The 23,794-nt window shown below is 57.6% G+C and carries 19 protein-coding genes; 16 read left to right on the forward strand and 3 right to left on the reverse strand.

What is annotated here, in order from left to right:
- Positions 1–3 precede the first annotated feature (3 nt).
- The 8 genes from lysS to CRO19_RS12930 all read left to right on the forward strand — a co-directional run bounded on the left by lysS (position 4) and on the right by CRO19_RS12930 (position 6,875).
- A complete protein-coding gene (lysS, locus tag CRO19_RS12895; RefSeq protein WP_097096161.1) occupies positions 4–1,524 on the forward strand; it encodes a lysine--tRNA ligase in 1,521 nt (506 codons plus the stop codon).
- A gap of 131 nt (positions 1,525–1,655) precedes the next feature.
- Positions 1,656–2,507, forward strand: coding sequence for a MurR/RpiR family transcriptional regulator (locus CRO19_RS12900; RefSeq protein WP_097096162.1), 852 nt, complete (start codon positions 1,656–1,658; stop codon positions 2,505–2,507).
- 261 nt (positions 2,508–2,768) lie between these two features.
- Complete coding sequence (locus CRO19_RS12905; protein WP_097096163.1) at positions 2,769–3,605, forward strand: transporter substrate-binding domain-containing protein; 837 nt, start codon at positions 2,769–2,771, stop codon at positions 3,603–3,605.
- Between the two features lie 2 nt (positions 3,606–3,607).
- Positions 3,608–4,240, forward strand: coding sequence for a DUF1989 domain-containing protein (locus CRO19_RS12910; protein WP_097096164.1), 633 nt, complete (start codon positions 3,608–3,610; stop codon positions 4,238–4,240).
- A complete protein-coding gene (locus CRO19_RS12915; protein WP_097097654.1) occupies positions 4,224–4,871 on the forward strand; it encodes an urea carboxylase-associated family protein in 648 nt (215 codons plus the stop codon). Before CRO19_RS12910 ends, CRO19_RS12915 begins: the two co-directional genes overlap by 17 nt.
- Positions 4,872–4,874: 3 nt before the next feature.
- On the forward strand, positions 4,875–5,525 hold the full coding sequence (locus CRO19_RS12920; protein WP_097096165.1) for an amino acid ABC transporter permease: 651 nt from the start codon (positions 4,875–4,877) through the stop codon (positions 5,523–5,525).
- Positions 5,525–6,190 (forward strand): amino acid ABC transporter permease, encoded by a 666-nt coding sequence (locus CRO19_RS12925; RefSeq protein ID WP_097096166.1) that lies wholly within the window; start codon positions 5,525–5,527, stop codon positions 6,188–6,190. The genes CRO19_RS12920 and CRO19_RS12925 overlap by 1 nt, the downstream gene beginning before the upstream one ends.
- Before the next feature lie 13 nt (positions 6,191–6,203).
- Positions 6,204–6,875 (forward strand): DUF1989 domain-containing protein, encoded by a 672-nt coding sequence (locus tag CRO19_RS12930; protein ID WP_097096167.1) that lies wholly within the window; start codon positions 6,204–6,206, stop codon positions 6,873–6,875.
- Between the two features lie 124 nt (positions 6,876–6,999).
- Here CRO19_RS12930 and CRO19_RS12935 read toward each other — a convergent pair whose 3' ends face one another.
- Positions 7,000–7,626 (reverse strand): hypothetical protein, encoded by a 627-nt coding sequence (locus tag CRO19_RS12935; protein WP_097096168.1) that lies wholly within the window; start codon positions 7,624–7,626, stop codon positions 7,000–7,002.
- Between the two features lie 364 nt (positions 7,627–7,990).
- Between CRO19_RS12935 and CRO19_RS12940 the strand changes: the two genes are divergently transcribed.
- Positions 7,991–9,154 carry an MFS transporter gene (locus CRO19_RS12940; protein WP_097096169.1) on the forward strand — a complete coding sequence of 388 codons (1,164 nt, stop codon included), beginning with the start codon at positions 7,991–7,993 and terminating at the stop codon, positions 9,152–9,154.
- On the opposite strand, the gene CRO19_RS12945 is transcribed toward CRO19_RS12940, so the two are convergent.
- On the reverse strand, positions 9,151–10,071 hold the full coding sequence (locus CRO19_RS12945) for a LysR family transcriptional regulator (protein WP_097096170.1): 921 nt from the start codon (positions 10,069–10,071) through the stop codon (positions 9,151–9,153). The genes CRO19_RS12940 and CRO19_RS12945 overlap by 4 nt on opposite strands.
- Positions 10,072–10,181: 110 nt before the next feature.
- Here CRO19_RS12945 and lysA point away from each other — a divergent pair, with 110 nt between their 5' ends.
- Both lysA and CRO19_RS12955 read left to right on the forward strand, forming a co-directional pair.
- Positions 10,182–11,438: a diaminopimelate decarboxylase gene (lysA, locus tag CRO19_RS12950; protein ID WP_097096171.1), complete on the forward strand. Its 1,257-nt coding sequence runs from the start codon at positions 10,182–10,184 to the stop codon at positions 11,436–11,438.
- Complete coding sequence (locus tag CRO19_RS12955) at positions 11,435–11,884, forward strand: GNAT family N-acetyltransferase (protein WP_097096172.1); 450 nt, start codon at positions 11,435–11,437, stop codon at positions 11,882–11,884. The genes lysA and CRO19_RS12955 overlap by 4 nt, the downstream gene beginning before the upstream one ends.
- A gap of 83 nt (positions 11,885–11,967) precedes the next feature.
- Here CRO19_RS12955 and galR read toward each other — a convergent pair whose 3' ends face one another.
- On the reverse strand, positions 11,968–12,969 hold the full coding sequence (gene galR, locus CRO19_RS12960) for an HTH-type transcriptional regulator GalR (RefSeq protein ID WP_097096173.1): 1,002 nt from the start codon (positions 12,967–12,969) through the stop codon (positions 11,968–11,970).
- A gap of 196 nt (positions 12,970–13,165) precedes the next feature.
- Here galR and CRO19_RS12965 point away from each other — a divergent pair, with 196 nt between their 5' ends.
- The 5 genes from CRO19_RS12965 (at position 13,166) to CRO19_RS12985 (ending at position 23,679) form a co-directional block, all read left to right on the forward strand.
- A complete protein-coding gene (locus CRO19_RS12965; RefSeq protein ID WP_097096174.1) occupies positions 13,166–15,439 on the forward strand; it encodes a molybdopterin-dependent oxidoreductase in 2,274 nt (757 codons plus the stop codon).
- A gap of 245 nt (positions 15,440–15,684) precedes the next feature.
- Positions 15,685–17,418, forward strand: coding sequence for a penicillin-binding transpeptidase domain-containing protein (locus CRO19_RS12970; protein WP_097096175.1), 1,734 nt, complete (start codon positions 15,685–15,687; stop codon positions 17,416–17,418).
- 478 nt (positions 17,419–17,896) lie between these two features.
- On the forward strand, positions 17,897–19,033 hold the full coding sequence (locus tag CRO19_RS12975; RefSeq protein ID WP_097096176.1) for an efflux RND transporter periplasmic adaptor subunit: 1,137 nt from the start codon (positions 17,897–17,899) through the stop codon (positions 19,031–19,033).
- Positions 19,034–19,041: 8 nt separating this feature from the next.
- Entirely contained in the window at positions 19,042–22,173 is a 3,132-nt protein-coding gene (locus CRO19_RS12980; protein WP_097096177.1) for an efflux RND transporter permease subunit, read from the forward strand.
- Positions 22,174–22,278: 105 nt separating this feature from the next.
- Positions 22,279–23,679: an efflux transporter outer membrane subunit gene (locus CRO19_RS12985; protein WP_097096178.1), complete on the forward strand. Its 1,401-nt coding sequence runs from the start codon at positions 22,279–22,281 to the stop codon at positions 23,677–23,679.
- Positions 23,680–23,794 lie beyond the last annotated feature (115 nt).

A 23,794-nucleotide genomic window follows, 5' to 3' on the forward strand; every position in this document is an offset into this window, starting at 1 on the left:
GACATGTCTGAACAACAACCGCAGAGCGCTGATGCCGCCCTTGAGTTAAATAACGAACTGAAAGCGCGTCGCGAAAAACTCAACGCGCTGCGTGAAAAAGGCGTGGCGTTTCCCAACGATTTCCGCCGTGATACCACGGCCGATCTGCTGCACGCCAGCTATGACGAAAAGAGCAACGAAGAGCTGGAAGCGCTGGGCGTCGAAGTGAGCGTGGCCGGTCGTATGATGACGCGCCGCATCATGGGTAAAGCCTCCTTCGCCACCCTGCAGGATGTCGGCGGCCAGATTCAGATCTACGTATCTCGCGACGATCTGCCAGAAGGCGTTTACAACGAGCAGTTCAAAAAGTGGGATCTCGGCGATATCCTTGGCGCGCGCGGTAAGCTGTTCAAGACCAAAACCGGTGAGCTGTCGATCCACATCTCTGAGCTGCGTCTGCTGACCAAAGCGCTGCGTCCGCTGCCGGATAAATTCCACGGCCTGGCCGATCAGGAAACCCGTTATCGTCAGCGTTACCTGGACCTGATCTCTAACGACGAATCACGTAACACCTTCAAAGTACGCTCAAAGATCATGGCCGGCATTCGCCAGTTCATGGTTAACCGCGACTTCATGGAAGTGGAAACGCCAATGATGCAGGTGATTCCTGGCGGTGCCTCTGCGCGTCCGTTCATCACCCATCACAATGCGCTCGACATCGATATGTACCTGCGTATTGCGCCAGAGCTGTACCTGAAGCGTCTGGTGGTAGGCGGTTTTGATCGCGTGTTCGAGATCAACCGTAACTTCCGTAACGAAGGTATTTCGCCGCGTCATAACCCAGAGTTCACTATGATGGAGCTCTATATGGCGTATGCGGATTACAAAGATCTGATCGAGCTGACCGAAAGCCTGTTCCGCACTCTGGCGCAGGATGTGTTGGGCACCACCAAAGTGCCGTATGGCGATCACAGCTTCGATTTCGGCAAGCCGTTTGAGAAGCTCACCATGCGTGAAGCGATCAAGAAATACCGTCCGGAAACCGACCTGAGCGATCTGGAAGACTTCGATAAAGCGGTGGCGATTGCTAACTCGCTGCATATCAAAGTTGAGAAGAGCTGGGGACTGGGCCGCGTGGTCACGGAGATCTTCGAAGAGACCGCCGAAGCGCACCTGATTCAGCCAACCTTCATCACCGAATATCCGGCTGAGGTTTCCCCGCTGGCGCGTCGTAACGACGAGAACCCGGAAATCACCGATCGCTTTGAATTCTTCATCGGCGGCCGTGAAATCGGTAACGGCTTCTCGGAGCTGAACGATGCAGAAGATCAGGCTGAGCGTTTCCTGCAGCAGGTGAATGCCAAAGATGCCGGTGATGACGAAGCGATGTTCTACGATGAAGATTACGTCACCGCATTGGAGCACGGCCTGCCACCAACCGCAGGTTTGGGTATTGGTATTGACCGTATGGTGATGCTGTTTACCAACAGCCACACCATCCGCGACGTGATCCTGTTCCCGGCACTGCGTCCAACCGGCAAGTAATCCTCTCCGATATCTCGTAGGGTCGCCATTCATGGCGACCTTTTTTTATTCCAGCGGCATAAAACAAAATTCCTGATGACAACCCGGCACGCTCTGTGCAGGATGGTTTTTTTCATTTTCAGGGAAACACCATGAGTGCAAAAGCGGCAACGTTAGAGGGCCGGATTCGTCAGCACTGGGATCAGCTCTCCAGCCACGAACAGCGCTTAGCCGACGTGCTTCTCGCCGCGCCCGGGCAGTTAGCCATGAACACCGCCACTGAACTGGCGCACAGCGCAGGCGTCTCGAAAGCCACCACCACACGTTTCTTTCGCCATCTCGGCTATGAGAGTTATGAAGCCGCACGCCGTCAGGCGCGCGAGATGCAGAGCAGCGGTTCGCCGCTTTATCTGCAACCGGCACCCAGCGCATCGCCACTGGCCAGCATCATGCAGCAGCACCTGGAAAAAGAGATCGCCAACCTGGTCAACAGCTATCGCACGCTGGATAGCGAACAGCTGCAGCAGGCGGTGACGGCTATCAGCCAGGCACGCCGTGTGGTGGTGATGGGCTGGCGCCACAGCCAAACCATTGCGCATTTGATCTATCGCGATCTGATTCATATCCATTCTGATGTACGCCTGCTGCCGCGTCCGGGCGATTCGCTGGCGGAACATATGGCGGCGCTGACGGCGCAAGACGTGGTAATTTGCGTCGGACTGCGCCGCCGTATGCCGGCGCTGGAAACGGCCATGAATGCATTAGCCGAGCGCAATGTGCCCATGCTGTATATCGCCGACGTGCTCTCCGGCAAACCGGCGCGCCACGCGCAATGGGTGATTCGCTGCCATACCGATAGCAGCCTGATCTTCGATAGCACCGCCGCGCTCTCTGGTGTGTGTAATCTGCTCTGCTCACTGGTGGCCCGACAAATGGGTAAAGCCAGTAACGATCATCTCGCGCAAATTGAAGCGCTGCACCAATCCCTCGATGAACTAGAATAGTGCGCCGTGCTGGCGCACTGCGCGCCAGAAATCTCACCAAAGCAGTGCAATCCTGCCAACTCTCTCTCCAGCAACAGCCGCCGTCCCGCTCGCCTGTGAAACCAAAGAAATTAAAAATAAAAAAAAGAAACAGTTGTTTCCAATTGATTTTACTAGCTAAAGATTGACCTGGCGTGATGCCCTCTGCGCAGTGGTGAAAAAACTGGCACAAAACATGCTCAGTAGAAAAAGACATTTCACCAACACCAGGGAAACACCATAATGAAAAAAACAGCACTGCTGATCGCCGCACTTCTTTCCGTTGGCACCGTGGCGCAGGCGCAAGCCGACACGCTGTCCGACATCAAAAGCAGCGGCAAAATCACCGTCGGTATCGATCCAACCTTTCCGCCATACGAATACACCGACGACAAAGGCGAGATCACCGGTTACAGCGTGGCGATCATGCAATCCTTCGCAAAAGATCTCGGCGTGAAACTCGAGTTTCAGAAAACCGCCTTCAGCGGCATTCTGCCGGGCCTGATCTCTGGCTCCTTCAATGCTGAAGGCTCCTCTCTCAACGTTACCGCTGAACGCGCGAAGAAAGTGTTGTTCACCGTGCCGTACAGCAAAACCGTTAACGGCGTGCTGGTGCGCGAAGCAGAGGCGAAAACCTTCAGCGGTAAAACCCTGAGTCCGGAAAGTTTGTCTGGCCTGCGCGGCGCAGTGAAAACCGCCAGCGTGCCCGAACAGCTGCTCAAGGGTTTCAACGAGCAGCTGAAGAAAGAGGGTAAAAAACCCATCGTCATTATCAACGTGGATTCGCTGGACCAAACCGTCAGCACGCTGATGACCAAACGCGCCGATTTCGTCTATGACGACATCTCAGTACTGGCGCCGGTAGCGAAAAAATACGCCGGTAAAGTGGCACAGGTGGGCGAAGTTGGTCCGTCACAGTGGATGGGTTGGGCGACGCGTAAAGAAGATGGCAGCCTGAACAAAGCCATTAGCGATCATATTCTGGCGATGCAGAAAGATGGCGAGCTGACCAAACTGCAACAGCAGTATCTCGGCACCACCTTCACCGTGCCCGCCAGCGACTTCATTCCGCAGGAGTAACTATGTGCCAGTCCAACCTGACGGTGCCCGCCGGCTTTGGCAAAACCTTTCGCGTGCGTAAAGGCCAGTTTATTACCGTAATTGATAGTGCAGGGCAGCAGGCCGCCGATTTTGTCGCGGTTAACGCCGACGATCTCAACGAAAAGCTGTCGCCGGTGCATACGCGCCAGCAGCTGCGGTCGCTGTTCTTCAAACCCGGCGATGCGCTGTGGTCGAGTGAAAACCGCCCGATGCTGCGCATTCTTGCCGACAGCATCGGCATTCACGATGCCAACGTACCGGCCTGCGATCGCACGCGCTTTAGCGTCGATTTCGGCGTGGAAGGGCATCGCAACTGCGTTGATAACCTGCTGGAAGGGATGAAGGCATTTGGGGTGACCTACTTCTCGCTGCCGGAGCCGTTCAACCTGTTCCAAAACGGTCCGGTTACCGCCGATGGCCGCATGGAAGTCACCGATCCCAACAGCAAAGCGGGCGATAGCATCACCTTTGAAGCGCTGTGCGACCTGATCTGCGCGGTGTCATCCTGCCCGCAGGACATCATTCCCGGCAACGGTTTGCAGGTGACGCCCATCGACATCGTGGTCAGCGACCATTTTCACGCTCAGGAGATGAATCATGCTGTTAATGCGTGAAAGTTATGAAGAAACCGCCGTGCGCACGCTGGCTGAACCGGTGCAGGTTGCGCCGGGCAGCGTAGGTTCGATTCGCGTGCTGCGCGGTCAGCTGCTGCGCATCACCGCGCTGGGCGAGGGGGCCGTCGCGTCGCTGTTTGGCTTTAGCCTTGCCGATCCCGCCGTATGGTTGTCGGTGCACCACACGCGGGTATTCAGCAACAGTTATCTGCTCGGTTCCGGGATGCGTCTGGTGAATAACCGTCGCCGTCCGATGATGGTGCTGGGCAAAGACAGCGTAAAGCGTCACGATCTGCTGCTGCCCGCCTCGACCACCGCGTTTCTCGCCGAGCGTGGCTATCAGGGCGAGGGTTGCCTTGAGGGCGTGCGCGGCGAGCTGGCACGTCTTGGTCGGGTGGTGCCGAAGCTGCCCGATCCGATCAACTTGTTTATGCACGTCAAGCTCACGCGCGAGGGCGATATTCTGCCGGAAACCAATCAGACCAAAGCCGGCGACAGCATTACCTGTCGCGTGGTGATGGATACCGAGTTCATCGTCTCCGCCTGCAACACCGGCATTGAGGGTAACGATAAGCCCGCGCCGCTGCTGCTGTCGGTGGCGGAAAACCTGCACGACTTTAACGCGGAGTAACGCATGGGGCTGGATCAACAGGTAGTGGCCGCGCTGCCGGAACTCGGACGCGGCCTGCTGATGACGTTGCTGCTCACCGTGCTGGCGTCGCTCGTCAGCGTAGTGATGGGGCAGCTTGGCTGCTTCCTGCAGCTGCGTCGCGCCTGGATCTGGCGCACCATCGGCCGCCTGTATGTCAGCGTGATGCGCGGCACCCCGGCGATTGTGCAGCTGTTTGTGGTGTTTTTCACCTTGCCGCGCCTGGGGTTGGGTGGCCAGCCGATGCTGGCGGCGGTGATTGCTATCGGCCTCAACAGCGGCGCTTACGTGGCGGAAATCCTGCGCGTTAATCGCAGTTTGGTGACGCGCGGGCAGCTTGAAGCGGCGCGCACGCTGGGCCTGAGCCGTTTTCTCAGCTGGTGGTATGTGATCAATCCACAGGTGATGCGCGCCAGCCTGCCGATGCTGGTCAACGAGTTCACCATTCTGCTAAAAACCACGCCGCTGGCCTCGGTGGTGGCGCTGACCGAGTTGACCTACGCCGGGCAAATCGTCATCGCCCGCACCTACGAAGCCACCCAGGTGCTGCTGCTGGTGGCGGCCGGATATCTGTTGATCGCCATGCCGTTGATTGCAGCGGCGCGGCGTCTGGAAGCAAAACGGAGGATGGCATAATGGATTGGCAGGCAATTATCACTTCCTTGCCGTCGCTCGCTGACGGCCTGGTGGCTACCCTGCAGCTCTGTTTAGTGGCGGCACTTTGTTCGCTGCTGTGGGGCGCGCTGCTGGCCGTACTGCTGATGCGCGCCTCGCCGTTTTGGCTGCGTCTGCTCAATCTGTACTGCGGGCTAACCCTCGCGCTGCCGCTGCTGGTGGTGATCTATCTGCTCTACTTCGTGCTGCCGGAATATGACATCACGCTGTCGTCGCCGGTAGTGGGTGTGCTGGCGCTAACGCTCTACTACGCGCCCTACATTGCGCAGGTGGTTCGCTCGGCGATTGATGCGCTGCCGAAAGGGCAGTGGGAAGCGTGCCGCGTGTTGGGCTTAAGCCGCCGCGAGCAGCTGCGCGATGTGGTGCTGCCGCAAACCCTGCCGCAGATGCTGTCGCCGTTGGTCGGGCTGATGATCGGATTGATTAAAGACTCGGCGCTGCTATCGATTGTCTCGGTGCAGGAGTTTATGTACGCCGCCAAACAGGCGATTTCGGATACCTACGCGCCGCTGGAGATCTATCTCACCGTGGCGCTCTGTTACTGGCTGCTCAACAGCGCGATCGACTGGCTGGCGCGCGGCCTTGAATCCCGCATGACGCGCTATCGTCGCGCCATGCAGCATTAATCTGGAGAACAACATGTCAGCTGAATTTCAGCACCGTGAAGCGATTACCATCCCGGCACGCTACGGCAAAGCGGTGCGCCTGAAGCAGGGCGAAGCGGTACAGGTGATTAACCTGCACGGTACCCAGGTGGTAGATTGCTGGGCCTATAACGCCGAGGATGTGAGCGAATATATGTGTATGGAGGCGACGCGCGTGTGGAATCAGCGTCTCAATCCTAAAGTGGGCGACAGCTTCATCACCAGCCAGCGCCATCCGATTTTGACGCTGGTGGCGGATACGTCGCCCGGCGTGCACGATACCTTTATGGCCGCCTGCGACGCGCGGCGCTATGAGCTGCTCGGCTGTACCGAACCGCATCGCAACTGCCATGACAATCTGTTTGAGGGGATGCGCGAGCTGGGCGTGACGCTGCCGCACGGTAATCTGGCGTCATTTAATATCTTTATGAATATTCAGGTGCAGCCGGACGGCATTACGCTAAAGACGCTGCCGGTAGTGACCAAACCGGGCGACTACATCGTGCTGCGCGCCGAGATGGATTGTTTTGTGGCGTTCTCGGCCTGTCCGCAGGATATCGTTAGCATTCAGGGGCAGGGCGATAATACGCCGCGTGATGCCGAGCTGCGCATTTTGACCAGCGGATTCCCGCAGGTGCAGCTGAAGGGCGCGTGGGTTCCCGCGTAATTTCCCGGTGCGCATTAATGCATCATCAGATTTCGCGCGTACCTTGAAACGGTGCGCATAAATGCGCACCCTACGACACCTGTAGGGGCGCCATTCATGGCGACCTTGTTGTGATCCGCACAATCTACGACTTAACCACCCCATCCAGCCACGCCTGAAAACGCGCATAGGGCACATACAGCGCCACATTTTTATACAGCGTTTTACCGCTCTTATTATCGTCGATCTGGCTGCTATAACCGACAATCACACCCGCCAGCGTATCGTCGCTGGCGTTATACACTGCGCCGCCGGACATGCCTTTCACCACGCCGGCATTGGCCGCCACCACTACACAGCTGGCCTTATTCCAGTCATTCGCCAGCGTGGTGTTGATCAAATTCTTGCCGCTTGATGACACCGGCATCGCCGAAATAAAGCTGTAGCCATACAAATTCACGTTGTCGCCAATATGGCTGTTGCGAAACGGCGGTGGCAAATTAGCTTCACTGTTTTTGTGGTACACCACCGCGATATCACATTCAGGATGCCAGGCTTTGACCCGATACAAGGAAAACTTCGCCACGTGCGCCGCCGTCAGGCTGTAGTCACGCGTAAGAGGAATGGTGGTGCCGAGCGCACCAATACCCAGAACGGTGGGAATACCGGTGACGGTCATATCGACGCGTTTTGCTGCTTCTTTGCTGTATTCGTAATGCCCAACAGAACAGCCACTCAGGCAGCCAACCGTTAGCGCAATGAGCCATCGCATACGCTCTCCCCTCGATTTTTGACACCCCCTAACCGGGCAATCCATTGAGGTATCGGCAGTACGCGTCCATCCTTTACTGACTGATTTATTGCCAAAAACTGTTCCACTGTGACCACCGTCACATCCTGCTACAAGCGTAGCGTGAAAACGTCAATCTGTCTCAATGGTTGGTTTCGGTCATTTTTCCGCGCGGCGATTATTGCTGTGCGGGCAAAATAGCCTTGCGCCACGCGGGGTGGTTGCGGTGCAAGGGCTATGCTTTAATAACAATGTGACGCAGTTCAAATTTTAATAAGCGTCTGTTGTAACCGTACTGCGCTCGCAGTGCGGCCCGCCTGCAAAAAATTTATTGGGAGAGTGTGTTATGCCTGTTGCATTACTGGCGCTGGCGCTGAGTGCGTTCGCCATCGGCACCACGGAATTTGTCATCATGGGATTACTGCCGGATGTGGCGGGCGATCTTCAGGTGTCGATTCCCTCTGCGGGATGGTTGATCAGCGGTTACGCGCTGGGCGTGGCCATTGGTGCGCCGATCATGGCGCTGCTGACCGCTAAACTGCCGCGGAAGAAGACGCTGATTCTACTGATGATCATCTTCATCATCGGTAACGTGCTCTGTGCGTTGGCCTACACTTATAACCTGCTGATGCTGGCGCGTGTGGTGACAGCGCTGTGTCACGGCGCCTTCTTCGGCATTGGCGCGGTGGTGGCCGCCAGCCTGGTGGCACCGAGTCGTCAGGCTTCTGCCGTGGCGCTGATGTTCACCGGCCTGACGTTGGCCAACGTGCTCGGCGTGCCGTTGGGTACCTGGTTCGGTCAGATGTTTGGCTGGCGTGCCACCTTCTGGGGCGTGGCGATTATCGGCATCTTCGCCTTTATCGCGCTGATTGTTAGCCTGCCGAACAACAAAGAAGAGAAGCCGGTGCACCTGGCGAGTGAAATCAGCGCGCTGGCGAATGGCAAACTGTGGCTATCGCTGCTGATGACGGTGTTCTTCGCGGCGGCGATGTTTGCGCTGTTCAGCTATATCGCTCCGCTGTTGCTGCAGGTGACCGGGATTAGCGATCGTGGCGTCAGCTGGACGCTGTTCCTGATCGGCGCTGGTTTAACGGTCGGCAACATCCTCGGCGGTAAGCTGGCCGACTGGAAAGTGTCGTTCAGCCTGATCCTCAGCTTTGTACTGATTGCGGTATTCTCGCTGCTGTTCAGCTGGACCAGCCATGCGCTGTGGCTGGCGGAAATTACGTTGTTCCTGTGGGCAATGGCGACCTTTGCTACCGTGCCGGGTCTGCAGATTAACGTGGTGCGCCACGGTAAAGATGCGCCAAACCTGGTTTCCACGCTCAACATCTCCGCCTTCAACGTCGGTAACGCGCTTGGCGCATGGGTCGGTGGTGCGGTGATCGAGAAAGGTTACGGCCTGACGTCGGTGCCGGTTGCGGCGGCGGCGCTGGCGGCTATCGGATTGGTGATCTGCCTCGTCACCTTCCGCAAATCGGGCGGGCAGGGCGAAGCAGTCAACGCTTAAGCTAATTGCTCGGCAATACGTTGTGGAAACGCGGCTACCTGCTGTTGCAGGTGGTCGCAGAAGTGATCGACCAGCGCCGAAGCCGGTCGATGCTGTGGCCGCACCAGGCTGACGGTAAACGGTACGGTGATACTGAAGCGGCGCATCACCACTCCGCTGGCGGCGTAATCAAGTGCCGTCAGCGGATTCACAATCGAAATCCCCACGCCCGCGCGCACCATCGCGCATACCGACGCCGCACTGTGCGTCTCCAGCACCAATCGACGATCCACCTCCTGCTCATGAAACAGCGAATCCAATAGCTGGCGATAGCTATCGCTGCGCGACAGGCTGACGTAATTCTCGCCATGGAAATCCTGCGGCGTCAGCACCGCGCGCTGGCACAGCGGATGCTGCGGCGGCAGCACGCACACTTCATCACAGGTCAGCAGCGGCAGGCGCTCGGTGCCGGCAGGTGCATGCTGGGTTTCGGTCAGACCGAGATCGTAGCGCTGCGCCGATAGCCACTCTTCCAGCAGCGGCGACTCCTGCGGAATGATATTCAGGCTAACCTGTGGATAGCGCTGCAAAAAAGGTTGCAGCAGCGGCGGCAGCAGCGACTGCGAAAATACCGGCAAACAGGCAATAGACAGTTCGCCCTGGCGAAACTCACGTAATCCTTCGGCGGCATCCATGATGCGATCGAGACCGTACCACGAGCGCTGCACCTCTTCGTATAGCCGCAGGCCTTGCACCGTCGGCTGCAGGCGTCCGCGCACCCGCTCAAACAGCTGCAGGCCGAGCTGCTGCTCCAGCCGCGCCAGCTCGCGGCTTACCGTCGGCTGCGAGGTGCGCAGCAGCGTCGCCGCCTGCGTCAGGTTGCCGCTGGTCATCACCGCGTGAAAAATTTCGATATGTCGCCAGTTAATTTTTGCCATTGCGCCCTCTGCTAAAGCCATATCATATTTGTATAGCTGTCGCTAAAACAGATATTTTTCTGAATCGCTGTGCTGTGGCTAAATACGTTCAATGACACAGGAGAATTGACATGCCCCGTCCACTGAACAACACCGAAACGGCGTTAACCGCCGCCCATTTACTGCCGCTGGCGCAGCGTTATGTCGGTCCATTTTGGGCTTACGATGCGGCGATCATCCAGCAGCGCATTGCCCAGCTGAGCGCGTTCGACGTAGTGCGTTTTGCGCAGAAAGCCTGCTCCAATATTCACATTCTGCGGTTGATGCGTGCGGCGGGCGTTAAAGTGGATTCGGTATCGCTGGGGGAAATCGAGCGCGCCATCGCCGCCGGTTATCAGCCCGGGGGCGAAGATATCGTCTTCACCGCCGACGTGTTCGACCAGCCCACGCTGGCGCGCATCGCCGAGCTGAAGGTGCCGGTCAACGCCGGTTCAGTGGATATGCTGCATCAGCTGGGCGAACTGTCGCCGGGCCACGCGGTGTGGCTGCGCATCAATCCCGGTTTTGGTCATGGTCATAGCCAGAAAACCAACACCGGCGGCGAGAACAGCAAGCACGGCATCTGGCACAGCGATCTACCGCTGGCGCTGGCGGCGATCCAGCAGCATGGTCTGCATCTGGTGGGCTTGCATATGCACATCGGTTCCGGCGTGGATTACGGCCACCTGCAACAGGTGTGTGACGCGATGGTCGATCAGGTGGTGGCGTTTGGTCAGGACCTCGAGGCGATTTCCGCCGGCGGCGGTTTGTCGATTCCTTATCGTTTTGGTGAAGAGGCCATTGATACTCAACACTATTACGGCTTGTGGAACGGCGCGCGCGAGCGCATTGCTGCGCATCTTGGTCATCCGGTGAAGCTGGAGATTGAGCCGGGCCGCTTCCTCGTCGCGGAATCAGGCGTGCTGGTTTCACAGGTGCGGGCGGTGAAAGATATGGGCAGTCGCCATTTTGTGTTGGTTGATGCCGGTTTCAGCGATTTGATGCGCCCATCAATGTATGGCAGCTATCACCATATTTCGCTGCTGCCGGCAGATGGCCGTGCATTGGGTGATGACACGATTGAAAGTGTGGTGGCCGGTCCGCTGTGTGAATCGGGTGACGTGTTTACCCAGCTGGAAGGCGGCAAAGTGGAAACCCGTGCGCTGCCAGCGGCGCAGGTGGGTGATTATCTGGTGTTTCATGATACCGGCGCGTACGGCGCATCGATGTCGTCGAACTACAACAGCCGCCCGCTGATTCCGGAAGTGCTGTTTGAGAACGGCAAGGTGCGGGAAATTCGTCGCGCGCAGACCATTCAGGAACTGCTGGCGCTGGAACTGCACGGATGAAGATCGTTGCGCTTAGCGCGGTGCCGCATCATGCCACACAGATCACCGATTGGTTGTGGCAGGCGTTTGGCGATGGCACCTCGCGCGAGTTTTACGACAGCATTGTGCGCAGCAGCCTCAACGGTGCCGATTTCCCGGTGACCTTTGTGGCGCTCGATGGCGATACGCCGCTGGGTACGGTGGGATTTTGGCGCTGCGATTTGATCAGTCGTCAGGATCTCTATCCGTGGGTGGCCGCGTTATTTGTTGAGGAATCCGCGCGCGGCAAGGGATTGAGCGAAGCGCTACAGCAGCATGTGATTGCGTTCGCGCGTCAGCGTGGGTATGACAAGCTGTGGTTATGGTCGACGTTTGGTGGTTATTACGAACGTTTTGGCTGGCAGTATCAGTGCGAGGCGCTGGAGTTCCCGGACGTGCGGGTGAAGGTGTACGCGCGGGAGTTGTAGTTGCACAATGCACTGAGTCGTAGCGGCGCGATTTATCGCGCAATAAATTGCGCCGCTACAAATTGTGCGGCGCGCAATCTTGCTTAACCCGGTCCACTCACCGAATGCCGTCTCACCAGCGTTGGGCTAAACATATTGGTGACTTCCGGCATCTCGCTGCCATTGGCTAACGCCAGCGCCAGCTGCGCCGCCTGTTGCGCCATGGTCACTATCGGATAGCGCACCGTGGTCAATCGCGGACGCACATAGCGCGACACCAGCACATCATCGAAGCCAATCAGCGACATCTCTTCCGGCACGCGGATGCCGTTATCGCTCAGCACCGCCAGCGCACCGGCCGCCATCGAATCGTTATAGCAGGCCACCGCGGTGAATTGCTTGCCGCGCCCCATCAACTCCGTCATGGCCTGTTCGCCGCCCACTTCGTCCGGTTCGCCCCACGCCACTAAACGATCGTTACACGGCAACCCGTGCTCTTTCAGCGCATCGTAATAGCCCTGCAGGCGATCTTCGGCATCGGAAATGGTGTGGGTGGAACAGATAAAGGCGATTTGCGTGTGGCCCTGCTGAATCAGATGACGGGTTGCCAGCCACGCGCCGTAGCGGTCATCCAGCGCGATGCAGCGATTCTCAAAGCCTTTTAGCAAGCGATTCAGCAGCACCATGCCCGGCACCTGCTTCATCAGCATCTCTAAATCGTCGTCGGGAATTTTCTTGGCGTGCACCACCAGCGCGGCGCAGCGATGACGCATGAGCTGCTCAATCGCCTGACGCTCTTTTTGCTCATTATGGTAACCGTTACCAATCAGCAAAAAGTTGCCGGTCTGCCCTGCGACTTCATCCACCGCTTTGACCATCGCGCCAAAAAACGGATCGGACACATCGCCCACCACCAAACCCAGGGTTTCAGTGGATTGTTGCGCCAGGGCGCGCGCATTGGCGTTCGGGTGATACTGCAACTGCTCCATTGCCTGCGTCACGGCGAGGCGAGAGCTCTCGCTGGCTTTGGGCGAATTATTGATGACGCGAGAGACGGTTGCGACCGAAACCCCCGCCATGCGGGCAACATCCTTAATGGTAGCCATGCGATTATCGACATCCGGGAAAACGTTTACACATGCCATCAGTGTTACGGAAAACACCCCCTGTAGCAACCCGCCAGAATGCCAGCGCTGTCGCAAAAGCACGGAAAATCAGGCGCTCACGACCGCACTTTAGCTCATTGTTCGCCTCATGGTATGCTGCCAACCTTAATCACACCTGCCTGCCGGACTTAAAACCATGAAAACTCGCGTGCCGCATCTGGCGCACTGGGGCGCCTTCACCGCCGTCACTGAAAACGATCGCCTGATTGGCTGCGAACCATTTTTTGCTGATGCCGATCCGTCGCCGATGCTTAACACCATCCCTGAACTGGTCTATTCGGATAAGCGTATCCGCCAGCCGATGGTGCGCCGTTCCTGGCTTAAGTCACGCGAGCACAGCGATCGCACCTTACGTGGCCGTGAAGATTTTGTGGCGGTGGATTGGGATACCGCGCTGGATTTGGTGGCGGAAGAGAATCGCCGCGTGCGCGATCGCTACGGCGCATCGGGCATTTTCAATGGCTCTTACGGCTGGTCATCGGCGGGACGCGTCAACCACGCGCGCACGCTGATTCGCCGCTTCTATTTTCAGGGCGGCGGCGGGGTGGATCAGCAAGGTAACTACAGCTGGGGCGCAGCGCAGTTCTTCCTGCCGTATGTGATTGGCACCTATATGCCGCTGACTGGCCGCGTGACTGACTGGCCGCAAGTGGTGGAACACGCCGACATCTTTATCGCCTTTGGTGGTCTGGCGCTGAAAAACGCCCAGGTGGCATCCGGCGGTGCCGGGCAGCACAGCCTGAAACCGGCGCTGGAACAGCTCAGCGCCAAAGGCACGCCGATCGTTAACATCAGCCCGATGCGCGATGATTGCCCGGCGTTCGTCAATGCCGAGTGGATTCCGATTCGCCCCAACACCGATGTCGCGCTGATGCTGGCGCTCGGATATGAAATAACGCGCCGCAACGGCATTGATGAACGCTTCCTCGCCAGCCACTGCACCGGCTGGCCGCAGCTGCGCGGCTATTTGCTGGGCGAGAGCGATGGCATTGCTAAAACGCCTGCGTGGGCGAGTGCGATCACCGGCATTCCGGCGGCGCGCATTGCCCTGCTGGCGCAGCAGCTCATTGGCAAACGTAGCTTTATTACCTGTTCCTATTCGGTGCAGCGCGCGCATCGCGGCGAGCAGCCGTACTGGATGATGATTGCGCTGTCATCAATGCTCGGCCAGCCAGGCTTGCCGGGGGGCGGCTTCTCGTTTGGTCACGGTTCGATGAATAGCGTCGGCAATCCGCGTCAGGATGGCCCGGCACCGATGATGAGCACCGGGCCGAATCCGGGCAATCTGTCGATTCCGGTGGCGCGCATCAGCGACATGCTGCTCAATCCGGGCCAGCCCTATCATTTTCAGGGGGAAACCCAGCACTATCCGGATATCCATTTGGTGCACTGGGCGGGCGGCAATCCGTTCCATCATCATCAGCAGCTCAATCGTCTGGTGGAAGGCTGGCAGCGCCCGGACACCGTGATTGTGCAGGATATTGTCTGGACGCCGGCGGCCCAGATGGCGGATATCGTGTTGCCCGCCACCACGACGCTGGAGCGCAACGACATTGGCGGCTCATCGCGCGATCGCTTCGTGCTGGCGATGCATCAGGCGATCAAGCCGCAGCATCAGGCGCGTAACGATTTCGATATCTTCGCCGATATTGCCGATCGCCTCGGCTATCGCGATGTTTTCACCGAAGGCCGTAGCGAGATGCAGTGGATTGAACATCTGTATCAGCAGTGCGCCACCGCGCATGCGCGCAGAGATATTCATTTCCCAGAGTTTGGTGAGTTTTGGCAGCGCGGGTATGTCGAGATCCCGGAAGGCGGCAAGCCTTACGTATTTATGGATGATTTTCGTGTTGATCCGCAAAGTCACCCGATTCAAACCGCCAGCGGCAAGATCGAACTGTTTAGCCAAACCATCGCGGACTATCAGCTGGAAGATTTCGCCGGCCATCCCGAATGGCGCGAGCCGCAAGAGTGGCTGGGCGCGCCGCTCAGCGCGCAGTTCCCGCTGCATATGATCTCCATTCAACCGTCGGATCGTTTGCACAGCCAGATGGATGCGACCGCCAGCGTACAAGCCAATAAAACCGCCGGACATGAAACCTTGTATATGCATCCGCAGGATGCCGCCGCGCGCGCGATTGCGGATGGCGATGAGATTGAGGTGAGCAACGCGCGGGGCCGCATGCTGGCTGGCGTACGCCTTACCGATGGTTTAACGCCGGGTGTGGTGATCATCGCCACCGGCGCGTGGTTCGATCCCGGATTTGGTCGCGCGTGGCAGCCGTGGGATCGTGCCGGCAACCCCAATGTGTTGACGCTGGATATCGGCACCTCGTCGCTGACGCAGGGGCCAAACGCCATGAGTTGCCTGGTAGAAATCAAAAAACATCGGATTTGCACAAACGGTTAACAATCTCACCGCTGGTTACATTTTGCGGGTAACTGTTGCGTTTAGGCGATGGTTTCTCATCATGCCGCCTTGCTACAGTCAGGGTCCCAGAGGTATTGATGGGTGAACATCAAAAAGTTTTCTTGATTACACCGACCTGCGCAGATGCGCAGGTTTTTTTTTGAAACATAGTTTTCCTGTCAACTCGCTTTACGTTTCTTTATAACTGCTGGCATTAAGCCTGATTTTCGCCTCAGTGGATTACCATGCCTCCTATTAAAAAATTTCTGGGAAAAGACCAGATCAAAGCCCCCTTTAACCCGTTTCGTTTTCGCCTGATTTGCCTCGGCGTTTTCTGCTGTCTGGTGCTATTACTGATCTGTGTCGGCGACCTGCAACTGATTAAACATCCGATGCTGGAACACGAGGCCGATCAGCGCTCGCTGCGCACCGTCACGCTGCCCACCAACCGTGGCACCTTGCTGGATCGCGATGGTCAGGCGCTGGCGCTGAGTGTGCCAGCGCGCGATATCATCGCCGATCCGATGCGCGTGCTGGAGGCCAATCCTGATTTCACCAGCGCCAAATGGGCCTATCTGGCGGCGGCGCTCAATCTGCGTCCGGAAGATCTGCGCGCGCAAATCACCGCTAACCCGAAAAAGCGCTTCCTTTATCTGGGACGCAAGATCGAACTCGGCATCGCTAAAGACATCGCCGAGCTGAAACTGAAAGGCATCAGCTCGGTGTATAACGACAGCCGTTTCTATCCGATGAGTGAAGCGGCCGCGCCGCTGATTGGTATCGTCGGCGCCGACAGCAATGGCCTGAACGGCATCGAAAAAGGCTTCGATCATGTGTTGCAGGGCGATCCGGGCAAAGAGGTTTATCGTCAGGATGGTGAAGGCAACATCATTGCGATGATCGATTACCAGCCGCCGCAGCAGCCGCCAACGGTGCAGCTCAGCATCGACAAATTCGACCAGTTCACGCTTTACAGCAAACTGCGCGACGGCGTGCTGCTCAACAAAGCGGATTCGGGCGCGGCGGTGCTGGTAAAAATCGATACCGGCGAAATTCTGGCGATGGCCTCTTATCCGTCTTTCAACCCGAACAATTATGAGAACGCCACGCCGGCACAGATGCGTAACTCGGCGATCAACGACAGCTACGAACCGGGCTCAACGGTGAAACCGCTGGTGGTGATGGAAGGGCTGGAGCGCCATTTGGTGCGCGCCGATTCGGTGATTGATACCACGCCCTACAGCGTAAATGGCCACCTGATCCGCGACGTTGGCCACTGGCCGCGACTTACCATGACCGGCATTTTGCAAAAATCGAGTGATATCGGCGTGTCGCACATTGCGCTGGCAATGCCCGCCGAAGCGCTGGTCAACACCTATCAGGCGTTTGGATTGGGTAAACCCACCGGACTGGGCCTGACCGGCGAAAGCGTCGGCTACTTCCCGCTGCATCGTGAACGCTGGGCCGACATCGAACGCGCTACCTTCGCTTTTGGCTACGGCCTGCGCGTGACGCCGCTGCAAATTGCCCGTGAATACGCCACGCTCGGTTCGTACGGTATTTATCGCCCGCTGTCGATCACCAAGGTGACGCCGCCGGTGCTGGGCAAGCAGGTGGCCAATCCGCAGGTGGTGCAAACCGTGGTGCACATGCTGGAGAGTGATGTGCTGCCGGGCGGCACCGGCGTGAGAGCCGCGGTGCCGGGATATCGTCTGGCGACCAAAACCGGTACGGCGGAGAAGATGGGCTCCAGCGGTAAGTACGATGGCGGCTACATCAACTATACCGCCGGCATCGCGCCGGCCAGCCATCCGGAAGTGGCGCTGGTGGTGATGATCAACCATCCCACCGCGGGCGATCACTTTGGTGGATCGGTGGCCGCCCCGATCTTCGGCAATATCATGGGCCCGGTGCTGAAGCACATGAATGTGGCACCGGATGCCATCTACAGTAAGCCGCCTTCAGATAAATCTCAGTGAAATCAAAATGTAATTAAGGTGTGGAGAAAATTCACACCTCGTTTCACTTCGCCGAACACCGTTGCTTTTTGCACCTGTCTTTCACCGGCGGTTCGGTGCCAATATGGTCATCCCAGAGGTATTGATGGGTGTGAAACAACGCTGCTTTGCAGCATCCCTGTTATTACACCGACCCACGCAGATGCGTGGGTTTTTTTTGCCTGCAATTTACCAAAACGCGTAGGGCCGTCATTCATGACGACATTTAACTGACCGCACGGTGCGGCCAATAACCAAGTCGCCATGAATGGCGACCCTACGGTTAAACCCACAAAACGCTAAAAATCCCAACGATTTATGGCACGAAAGGTTTACCATTTTCCTTTGGAAAATATATTTTACGCAACCTTAACAACCTCGCTTAACCCGCCTCCCTACAATGGCTTTTTAGCGTCATTACCTTCGTGACTATTCCCCTCCTATCTTTTAGAGAACAACTATGCGCCTGAAACTTCTTTCTGCCAGCGTGGTGTTTTTACTGGCAGCCTGTGACCAGGGCGGAGCTAAACCCGCCGCATCCGCCACGCCGCAAGTTGGCGTGGTAAACCTGAAAGCCGAACCCGTTACGCTTGTTACCCAATTGCCTGGCCGTACCACGGCGGTGCGAACGGCGCAGGTACGTCCGCAGGTAAGCGGCGTGATTGAAAAAATCCTGTTTACCGAAGGCGGTGAAGTGAAAGCCGGCCAGCCGCTGTATCAGATTGATCCCGCCACCTATAAAGCGGCCTACGATAAAGCCATGGCAACCTGGCAGAACGATGCCATGGTGGTGAAACGCTATCAGCCGCTGGCCAATGCGCACGCTATCAGCCAGCAGACATACGATGATGCAGTTGCTGCCGCGCGCGAAGCGCAGGCCGATGTTGAAACCGCCAAGGTCAATCTCGATTACACGCTGGTGAAAGCGCCCATTTCCGGCCACATCAGCCGTTCGCTGTACACCGCCGGTGCACTGGTGACCAATGGCCAAACCGATTATCTCGCCACCATTACCCAGCTCGATCCGATCTATGTGGATGTCAGTGAATCGGCAACCGATCTGCTGCGTCTGCGTCGCGCATTAGCCGATGGTAAAATTGCCAAAGTGGCCGATAACACCGCGGCAGTGGGGTTATCGCTGGAGGATAACAGCCAATATGCCGAACAGGGCAAGCTGGCATTTTCGGAGGTAAACGTTGATACCACCACCGGCACCGTGGTGCTGCGCGCGGTATTCCCCAATCCGCATAACGAACTGCTGCCGGGCATGTACGTGCATGCCAGTTTCCCGCAGGGCATTCAGCAGCAGGGGATTTTGCTGCCGCAAGAGGCAATCATGCATGACACCAAAGGCCAGCCGTATGTCTTCGTGGTCAAAAGTGACAGCACTATTGAGCAGCGCAGCATCCATACCGGCGAGATGATCAAAGGAGAATGGCTGGTGACGTCGGGCTTGCAGCAAGGGGAAAACGTGGTGGTGAACAACCTGCAAAGCGTGCGCAGCGGAGAGAAAGTTACCACTACGGCGGCCAATACCGATGACACGCCATCCGCCAACGCGGTCAGCCTTTCCATGACCGACGCAGCAGCGCAATAGGGGGCGGCATGTCGAAGTTTTTTATTGAACGTCCCATCTTCGCCTGGGTTATCGCGATTATCGTGATGCTGGTCGGCGCGATTGCCGCCATCAGTCTGCCGGTTAATCAATACCCCAATATCTCACCGCCGGCAGTGTCGATCTCCGTCACGTATCCGGGTGCCAGCGCTGAAACCACGCAAAACACCGTAGTGCAGGTGATTGAGCAGCAGCTCAATGGTCTGGATGGCCTGCGTTATCTGGAGTCGAGCAGCGCCTCAGACGGCAGCGCACAGATCATCGCCACCTTTAATCAGGGCATCAATCCGGATATCGCCCAAGTACAAGTGCAAGACCGCGTGTCGCTCGCCGAGTCGCAGCTGCCAACTGATGTGACGCAGCAAGGGATTCGCATCCGTAAGTACCAGAAAAACTTCATGATGGTCATCGGCTTGATCTCCAAAGACGGCAAGCTGACCAACGGCGATCTGGCCGACATGCTGGTATCGAAGCTAGAAGATCCGATCTCGCGTACGCCGGGCGTCGGCGACTTTATGGTGCTGGGTTCGGAATACGCGATGCGCATCTGGCTCGATCCGGCAAAGCTGTACAAATACAACCTGATGCCAAGCGACGTTACTACCGCCATCGATAACCAGAACGTGCAGGTTTCATCCGGTTCTCTCGGCGGCTTGCCGACCATTCAGGGGGCAAAAACGCAGGCGACGATTCTTGGCAAAACCCGTTTCACTACCGTGCAGCAATTTGAGAATGTGCTGCTGAAAGTGAACAGCGACGGTTCGCAGGTGCGGCTGAAAGACGTGGCGAGCGTGGCGCTGGGTCCGCAGAGCTACGGCATTGATGCAACTATGAACGGCAAGCCCGCCGCCGGTATCGCACTGCGTCTGGCGACCGGTGCCAATGAACTGGATACCGCCAAAGCGGTGCGCCAAACCATCGCCGATTTAAAAGATTCGCTGCCGGACAACGTCGAAATTCAGTATCCGTACGACACCTCGCCGGTGGTGAGCGCCTCAATTGAGGAGGTGGTGAAAACGCTGATCGAAGCGGTGGTGCTGGTGTTCTTTGTGATGCTGATCTTCCTGCAAAACCTGCGTGCGACGCTGATCACCACGCTGGTGGTGCCGGTAGTGCTGCTCGGTACCTTCGGCATTCTATCGGCGTTTGGCTACAGCATTAACACCCTAACCATGTTCGGCATGGTGCTGGCCATCGGGCTCTTGGTGGATGATGCGATTGTGGTGGTGGAGAACGTTGAGCGCGTAATGCACGAAGAGCAGCTCGACCCGAAAACCGCCACCATTAAATCGATGCAGCAAATTCAGGGCGCGCTGTTTGGTATCGCGCTAGTGCTGTCGGCGGTGCTGCTGCCGATGGCGTTCTTCTCCGGATCGACCGGCGTCATCTATCGTCAGTTCTCCATCACCATCGTGTCGGCGATGGCGCTGTCGGTGATCATGGCGCTGATCTTCACCCCGGCGCTGTGCGCCACCTTGCTGAAACCGGCGGCAGCAGAGCACAAAACCACCGGCTTCGCCGGCTGGTTCAACCGCAAGTTCGATAGCGGCGCGATGCACTATACCCACGGCGTCAGCAAAGTGATTTCCCGTCGCGGCCTGTTCCTGGTGATCTATCTGGTCATCGTCGGCGTGACGGGCTTTCTCTTCACCCGCGTGCCGACCACCTTCCTGCCGGGAGAAGATCAGGGCCTGATGATGGTGCAGATGACGCTGCCAGTGAATGCGTCTTCACAGCGTACACAGCAGGTGATTAACGATCTCAATGATTATCTGGAGAAGAACGAAGCCTCGGTGGTGACCACCACCTTTGGCGTGGCGGGCTTTAACTTTGCCGGTCGCGGTCAAAGCAACGCCATGGCCTTCGTACGCCTGAAAGATTGGGGCGATCGTACCCACCGCGGGCAAAGCGTGCAGGATTTGGCGAACCGCGTGATGGCGCACTTTGCCAACTACCAGAACGCTAAAATCTTTGCCATGGTGCCGCCTGCGGTGATGGAGCTGGGGAATGCCACCGGTTTTGACCTTTATCTGCAGGATACCAGCGCGCACACCCATCAGCAGATGATGGATGCCGCACATCAGCTGATTACGCTGGCGAACAACGATCCGCATCTGGCGCAGGTGCGCCTCAACGGCCTGGAAGATGAGCCGCAGTATCAGCTGGAGATCAATGATGAGAGGGCGAGCGCGCTCGGCCTGAGCATGACCGATATCAACAACACCTTGTCGGTGGCGTGGGGATCCAGCTACATCGATCAGTTCATGTATAACGGCCGCGTCAAAGAGGTGTATCTGATGGGCAAAGCGGATTCCCGCGTCACGCCGTCAGATCTCGACAAATGGTACTTCCGCAACAGCAGCGGCACCATGGTGCCATTCTCCGCCTTTGCTTCCGGTAAATGGGTGTACGGTTCGCCGCACTTTGAACGCTTTAACGGCTTAACCGCCGAGGAGATCCTCGGATCGCCAGCGGCGGGCCAAAGCACTGGTGAAGCAATGAAGGCGGTGGAACAGCTGGCGAAGCAGCTGCCGCACGGTTTTCGCGTGCAGTGGTACGGCATTTCGTATGAGGAGCAGGCGTCTGGCAACCAAACCACCCAGCTCTATCTGATCTCGATTGTGGTGGTGTTCCTGTGCCTGGCAGCGCTGTACGAGAGCTGGTCGATTCCGTTCTCGGTGATCATGGTGGTGCCGCTCGGCATCCTCGGCACCATCAGCGCAGTGCTGCTGCGCGGCCTGCAAAACGATGTGTTTTTCCAGGTGGGCTTGCTGACCACGGTGGGGCTGGCGGCGAAAAACGCCATTCTGATCGTCGAGTTTGCCAAAGAGCTGCATGAGCGCGAGGGCAAAACGCTGGTGGACGCGGCGGTGGAAGCGGCGCGGCTGCGTATCCGACCCATCATCATGACGTCCATGGCGTTTATCCTCGGCGTGCTGCCGCTCACCATTTCTAACGGCGCAGGCGCGGGCAGCCAGCACTCGATTGGTACCGCGGTGGCGGGCGGCATGATTACCGCCACCTTCCTCGCCATCTTCTTTGTGCCGATGTTTTACGTGGTGGTTTCACAGCTGTTTGCGCGCAAGAAAAAAACATCCACAGAGGTCGTGCAAGATCGTTAAGCGGCCGCCATGAATGGCGACCCTACGTGTGAGGTGTGTTACGTAGGGTGCGCATTAATGCGCACCTGGCAAACTGCACGGCATAACCTATTGAGAATATTGACAATGAACAGTAAAAATTTCCGTCTGGCGCTATTGCCGCTGGCACTGGTGCTGGCCGGTTGCTCGCTGGCGCCGCACTATCAGCGTCCGGCAATGCCGGTGGACGCCAAATACGACCAGCCAACGCCGGTCGGCAACGTTGCCGATCTGCCGTGGCAGAACTTTTTCACCGACGCCACGCTGCGCAACCTGATTCAGCTGTCGCTCGACAACAACCGCGACCTGCGCGTGGCGGCATTGAATGTTGAAGAGGCGCAGCAGGGCGTCACGGTGCAGCGAGCGGCGCTGATGCCGTCGATCAACGCCACTGCCAGCCAGACCTCAGCGCATGAGCCGGCCAATCTCTATAACACCAAAAGCACCGGCGCGGTGACCTATCACGAACTCAACAGCGGCTTGAGCGTCACCTCATGGGAGCTGGATTTCTTTGGCCGCCTGCAGAGCCTGAGCGATCAGGCGCAGGAAACCTATTTGTCGAGCGCGGCTACCGAGCGCGCCACGCGCATTTCGCTGATCTCGGAAGTGGCGACGGCATGGCTGACGCTGAGTTCAGATAACGATCTGCTGCATCTGGCGCAAAGCACGGCCAACAGCCAGCAGGAATCGTATCGCATCACCAAACTCAGCTATGACGGCGGCGCCAGCAGCGCGATGGATCTGGCGCAGGCCGAAAGTACGGTACGTGCGGCGCAGGCGGATGTGGCGAGCTATACCCGTCAGGTGCGGCAGGACGTTGATGCGCTGCGCCTGCTGGTTGGCACCGATCTGCCCGCTACGCTGCTGTCGCACGCCACGCTTGATGCCCACTGGCAGTTCCCGGCCACACCCGCTGGTTTACCGTCGGATCTGCTGACGCGTCGTCCGGATATCATGGCTGCCGAGCACTCACTGAAAGCGGCCAACGCCAATATCGGCGCGGCGCGTGCCGCCTTCTTCCCCAGCATCACGCTGACGGCATCCGGCGGCTCGACCAGCAGTTCACTCGGCAGTTTACTGGGCGGCGGCACCGGCGCGTGGTCGTTTATGCCATCGATTAACCTGCCGATTTTTGACGGTGGTAAAAACGAGGCTAATCTCAATATCGCGCATATCGAGAAACGTATTGAAATTGCTGACTATGAGAAGACGATCCAGACCGCGTTTAAAGAGGTGAATGATGCGCTGGCCGGCCAGGATACCTGGCAGGATCAGCTGACGGCGCTGCAGCAGGAAGTGGGCGCCAACCAACGCGACTACGATTATTCAGAATTGCGCTTTAAGCAGGGCGTCGACAATTATCTCAATGTGTTAGTGGCCCAGCGATCGCTTTACAGTTCGCAGCAGTCATTGATTAGCGCGCATCTGGGCCAGCTCAGCCAGAAAATCACCCTGTACAAGGCGCTGGGCGGCGGCTGGCAATCCTGACAATCTTAACGAAACCCTTACGGTTCGCGTATGGAATTCGCGCGGGCATTCAGCCGATAATGCGGCAAGTGATGATTTCCCATTGAAATAATCCCCTGTTTTGCAGGGGATTTTC

This window comes from Candidatus Pantoea floridensis (assembly GCF_900215435.1).
GTDB lineage: Bacteria > Pseudomonadota > Gammaproteobacteria > Enterobacterales > Enterobacteriaceae > Pantoea > Pantoea floridensis.

Coding starts and splice junctions, on each gene's coding strand:
- lysS (WP_097096161.1), top strand. CDS start 4: ATGTCTGAACAACAACCGCAGAGCGCTGATGCCGCCCTTGAGTTAAAT.
- CRO19_RS12900 (WP_097096162.1), top strand. CDS start 1,656: ATGAGTGCAAAAGCGGCAACGTTAGAGGGCCGGATTCGTCAGCACTGG.
- CRO19_RS12905 (WP_097096163.1), top strand. CDS start 2,769: ATGAAAAAAACAGCACTGCTGATCGCCGCACTTCTTTCCGTTGGCACC.
- CRO19_RS12910 (WP_097096164.1), top strand. CDS start 3,608: ATGTGCCAGTCCAACCTGACGGTGCCCGCCGGCTTTGGCAAAACCTTT.
- CRO19_RS12915 (WP_097097654.1), top strand. CDS start 4,224: ATGCTGTTAATGCGTGAAAGTTATGAAGAAACCGCCGTGCGCACGCTG.
- CRO19_RS12920 (WP_097096165.1), top strand. CDS start 4,875: ATGGGGCTGGATCAACAGGTAGTGGCCGCGCTGCCGGAACTCGGACGC.
- CRO19_RS12925 (WP_097096166.1), top strand. CDS start 5,525: ATGGATTGGCAGGCAATTATCACTTCCTTGCCGTCGCTCGCTGACGGC.
- CRO19_RS12930 (WP_097096167.1), top strand. CDS start 6,204: ATGTCAGCTGAATTTCAGCACCGTGAAGCGATTACCATCCCGGCACGC.
- CRO19_RS12935 (WP_097096168.1), bottom strand. CDS start 7,626: ATGCGATGGCTCATTGCGCTAACGGTTGGCTGCCTGAGTGGCTGTTCT.
- CRO19_RS12940 (WP_097096169.1), top strand. CDS start 7,991: ATGCCTGTTGCATTACTGGCGCTGGCGCTGAGTGCGTTCGCCATCGGC.
- CRO19_RS12945 (WP_097096170.1), bottom strand. CDS start 10,071: ATGGCAAAAATTAACTGGCGACATATCGAAATTTTTCACGCGGTGATG.
- lysA (WP_097096171.1), top strand. CDS start 10,182: ATGCCCCGTCCACTGAACAACACCGAAACGGCGTTAACCGCCGCCCAT.
- CRO19_RS12955 (WP_097096172.1), top strand. CDS start 11,435: ATGAAGATCGTTGCGCTTAGCGCGGTGCCGCATCATGCCACACAGATC.
- galR (WP_097096173.1), bottom strand. CDS start 12,969: ATGGCTACCATTAAGGATGTTGCCCGCATGGCGGGGGTTTCGGTCGCA.
- CRO19_RS12965 (WP_097096174.1), top strand. CDS start 13,166: ATGAAAACTCGCGTGCCGCATCTGGCGCACTGGGGCGCCTTCACCGCC.
- CRO19_RS12970 (WP_097096175.1), top strand. CDS start 15,685: ATGCCTCCTATTAAAAAATTTCTGGGAAAAGACCAGATCAAAGCCCCC.
- CRO19_RS12975 (WP_097096176.1), top strand. CDS start 17,897: ATGCGCCTGAAACTTCTTTCTGCCAGCGTGGTGTTTTTACTGGCAGCC.
- CRO19_RS12980 (WP_097096177.1), top strand. CDS start 19,042: ATGTCGAAGTTTTTTATTGAACGTCCCATCTTCGCCTGGGTTATCGCG.
- CRO19_RS12985 (WP_097096178.1), top strand. CDS start 22,279: ATGAACAGTAAAAATTTCCGTCTGGCGCTATTGCCGCTGGCACTGGTG.